This is a genomic window from Gammaproteobacteria bacterium (assembly GCA_027296625.1).
Classification (GTDB): domain Bacteria; phylum Pseudomonadota; class Gammaproteobacteria; order JAKEHO01; family JAKEHO01; genus JAKEHO01.
Window position 1 is genome coordinate 1 of record JAPUIX010000124.1, and the last position, 3,936, is coordinate 3,936.

At 53.5% G+C, this 3,936-nt stretch carries 4 protein-coding genes; 1 reads left to right on the top strand and 3 read right to left on the bottom strand.

Annotation, left to right across the window (positions count from 1 at the left end):
- Nucleotides 1–231: 231 nt before the first annotated feature.
- Complete coding sequence (locus O6944_06835) at nt 232–1,305, top strand: sensor domain-containing diguanylate cyclase (protein ID MCZ6718847.1); 1,074 nt, start codon at nt 232–234, stop codon at nt 1,303–1,305.
- 389 nt (nt 1,306–1,694) lie between these two features.
- On the opposite strand, the gene O6944_06840 is transcribed toward O6944_06835, so the two are convergent.
- The 3 genes from O6944_06840 to O6944_06850 all read right to left on the bottom strand — a co-directional run.
- Nucleotides 1,695–2,300: a M23 family metallopeptidase gene (locus O6944_06840; protein MCZ6718848.1), complete on the bottom strand. Its 606-nt coding sequence runs from the start codon at nt 2,298–2,300 to the stop codon at nt 1,695–1,697.
- A gap of 359 nt (nt 2,301–2,659) precedes the next feature.
- Complete coding sequence (locus O6944_06845) at nt 2,660–3,385, bottom strand: alpha/beta fold hydrolase (protein MCZ6718849.1); 726 nt, start codon at nt 3,383–3,385, stop codon at nt 2,660–2,662.
- Between the two features lie 364 nt (nt 3,386–3,749).
- Nucleotides 3,750–3,936 (bottom strand): FAD-dependent oxidoreductase (locus O6944_06850; GenBank protein ID MCZ6718850.1); only part of this gene is annotated, 187 nt, incomplete at its 5' end.

Below are 3,936 nucleotides of genomic sequence, written 5' to 3' on the forward strand. Positions count from 1 at the left end.
CGCGCAGCGGAACGCCGCCTGCCCTCGAATTTTGGAGCCTTCTAAATCAGTTACACCTTTCAATTTCATTATGTCTCCCATGCATGAAAATAGTGCTGCTCAAATACCATATGCGTCTTCGCAGCGTGCGCGAGCAAACGATGTTTGCAAAACGTGATGGGCCACACACTGAACTTGAATCCGAGGCGTTACGTTGTCTCCCGGCTTAACGGTAACGCACGGAGGCGAACCATGGATATCCTGCCGGATCAATCCTATGACGACATCACCGCTCTCGCAGCACTGATTTGCGACACGTCGATTGCCCTGGTCAGCCTGATCGATGATGGTCAGCAGCGATTCAAATCACAGCACGGTGTCAACGCGGGGCAGGCGTCCCGGGCCGCACCCTTTTGTGAACAGACAATTGCTCGGCCGAATCAGCTGTTCGTGATTCCCGACGCGCGCCATGACAAACATTTCGCCGACACTCCTCTGACAATGGACGGATCGCCGATACGTTTCTACGCTGGCGCAGCGCTGGTAACCTCGGGGGGCGACACGCTCGGTACGTTGTGCGTCATCGATCAAGTCCCGCGTCAACTCACGGACGACCAGAAAAACGCGCTGTTGGCGCTGTCACGGCAGGTCGTTGCTCAAGTCGAACTGAGCAACGCGGTGGAAGAGTTGAAAAAAAACAACACCGCAAAATTACGCAATTACCAGGGCCAGGTCGAGGAATACCAGCGGCGGCTCGAGCTGAGCAATGCCCGCCTCAAGACACTGAGCGTCACTGACGACCTAACCGGTCTGAATAATCGTTTCGCGTTTGAAGAAGAGTTTCCCGACGCGGTTCAGCGTGCGTGGCAATCTGAATCACCGCTGTCGCTGTTGTTTCTGGATGCCGATCACTTCAAGTCCTATAACGATGAATTCGGCCATCCGGCCGGTGACGATGCGCTCAGAACCATTGCCGGATATCTCAAGGGGAGCATGCGTACGACCGATTTCGTCGCTCGGATCGGTGGCGAGGAGTTTGTGATCATACTGCCCGGGGCCTCCCGGGAGAGTGCCCGGGCGCTGGCAGAGCGATGCCGTAAGGCACTGGAGTTGGCAGCGTGGCACAAACGACCGATTACGGTGAGCATCGGGATCTCGTCTCTGGACGGACGGAATATCAACACTGGCACGCTGCTATCTGAGGCCGACCAGGCCCTCTATCATTCCAAAGCAACCGGCCGCAACCGAGTCTCGCATGCGAACGATCTGACGGAGCAGGATCTGCTAGTGTGCGCGAGCTCTGTGCCGAGGGTACTGGCAAGTTAAGAGAAAGGCGTGGGCGACCTGCACAGAATGTGGCTTCTTTATACGCTGAATCGCTCGAAAATTGCTGATTGTTGACTTAATCACGTCTTTTTGAAGCGATCGGGAATGTCTGCTTTGGGTCGTTAGCGGACCTTTTCGGCAAGTTTAGCCCAACGACCGCTTTGGAGCGTATAGCGGACGTTCTGGAGCGTCCTTTGCAGTGATCCAGGATCGAATGTCCGCTTTCCCCAATAGCGGTCGTTCAATCAGCCTAAATGATGCCAATTCGACCGGCCGCTAACGGCCAACAGCGGTCAATGTAATAAGTAATGTCACGCGTATTGTAGGATCACTGGATCAGCGGCGTTGCCACCAATCATTCTCAATTGTGACCGGCGTCGGAAAGCGTTTTAAAATGCTTCGTAGAACCGCCCCTCAATCAAACCGTTTGGATGTGGATCGGTATTACTAAAAGTTATTGGCAATGTACCGACGCCCCCTGTGTTTGGTGGACCGGAGACAATAAAATGTAAATGAGGTTCGGTACTATTGCCGGAATTTCCACTCAGAGCAATGACGTCGCCCATGCTTACTATTTGCTGCATCGCAACCATTGCGCCATGCTCGGCAAGGTGAAAGTAGAGCGCAATAGAATTATCGTCATGAGTTATGCCGACTACATTTTCTTCGCCCGGAACGCCCGTACCGTCCATAAAACTGTCAACGACTCTGGTGACAGTGCCGCCGCGTGAGGCTATGAGGGTCGTACCAGTAGGCATCAAAAAATCGTAACCGTACTGGTCCGGCGTTCCCGTTCTATGGGATCCGTTTGTGCAATTTCCTTGGCCCACCAGATAGGATGAGCCTGGTTCATAGGGAAGCACATACGGTGACGTCGATTGCTCCGGATAGGGCCCACATCCGGCAGATGTTGGCGGCGTTTGACCACCTGAACTACCATCACAGGCAGCAAACGATAAAGCAAGAGCGAATATGCCAACTAGTCTTAACTGCACATTTTCATTCCCTTGATCCGAACTTGCAGGCTAACGGGGTCCCAGATAGACAGTCGCTTCATAGTGCTTCCCGGTTTGAATAATGCGTCATTACTTTCAATCCGCCGTATTTAATTGACTGGCCGCTTCGGGTCGTTAGCGGACCTTCAGGGCAATATTAGCCGAATGTCCGCTTTCGGGGGCATAGCGGACCTTCGATAGACCCGAAAAGCACTCAAATAACAGTCCGCTTTCGGCCATAAGCGGACGCTTGCCGATGTGTCAACTCGGAGCGGCTTATCGAGCGTCCTCGAAGCGCCCGCACAGCACTACGTAGCCGGGGTGGTCTTTCAAAGCATCGAAATCGGGCCCAAGAACATTTACACAGCACAAGCCTCAACAATGGTCTCCGCGAGTGCTTGCGGGTTAGTTAACATCACCTCGTGGCTGCCCGGCATCTCCAACAATCGGCAATTCTTCAGACGATTCGGAAAGCGCGGACACCAAGCCCATTCGCCTGCAGGTAGCGCGATGTCATCGCGACAGTTGATGTAGCTGCTTGGGATAGTCAGCCCATAGAATTTTTTCAAGTCCAGCTTGTCCAGAAACGGCTGAAACGGCTCCGAGGACAGCATCTCATACGTCGAACTTGCTAACTCATCGTTGGCATCGTTAATAAACGCGCTTTGCCACAGCTCGAACGGCAACATGATCGTATTGTCCGAAGATGCCGCCGCAATCTGTTCGAATGATTCTCGATAGAACTGTGGCACTTCATCGAACAAAGCGTTGCCGTCTTCAAGGACGAACGCACTGTGAAAAACAAGGCGATTGATGCGATCAGGAACGGCTTCGGCAACCTTGCAAATGACCGTGCCGCCGAAACTGTGCGCAACCAATGAAAAGTCACGAAGATCATTGTCCACGATATAGTCGACTATTGATTGCACGCAATCGGCATGATTGACGTCTTTGACGGCACCTTTTCCGTGGCCAGCAATTGTTGGACCGTAGGCCGTATATCCAAGGTCGGCCAGACTGTCAATCACCGGCGACCACAGCTCTCCATCGTGCCAAGAGCCATGCACCAATACTACTGAACTCATAATTCTCCCCTAGTGCTGTTCTCGATGCTAACGGAGCGACTATTAAGTAAACCATGATCATCGAGAACGTGAGAGTCCGCACTGATAGTTCCCTGCTCGTTGGGACGCCGGAGTGTGCCGGAATTTCCGTCCCCACCTTTCGGAGGGTTTGGCTTTATCGGTATTGCTAATGACCTAAGTATAGTAGCTGGATGGCGGATCAGTAGCAGGCCACAAACGTCCGCTTAGGGTCGTTAGCGGCCACTATGGACAATATTAGCTTAATGGCCGCTTTCGGGGGCAAAGCGGTCATTCAAACTGCCAAAAAAAATTGACGAATTGACAGGCCGGAAACGGCCAACAGCAGTCGTTCAGGAAGCGGCAGCTACGGTGCTTCATTAACCTCGCGGGCGGCGCGACGGCCTGACACAAACGCGCCTTGCATCCAACCGGCCAGGGTTGGAACAGTGTGTGTGCCAGCGAAGTGGACTCGCCCTTCCTGTCGGGCAATATACGGCAGTAGCGAAGTGACCTGCCCAGGTTTAAGGTAGACGCTACAGCCCCGGGCCCAC

Coding starts and splice junctions, on each gene's coding strand:
- O6944_06835 (MCZ6718847.1), top strand. CDS start 232: ATGGATATCCTGCCGGATCAATCCTATGACGACATCACCGCTCTCGCA.
- O6944_06845 (MCZ6718849.1), bottom strand. CDS start 3,385: ATGAGTTCAGTAGTATTGGTGCATGGCTCTTGGCACGATGGAGAGCTG.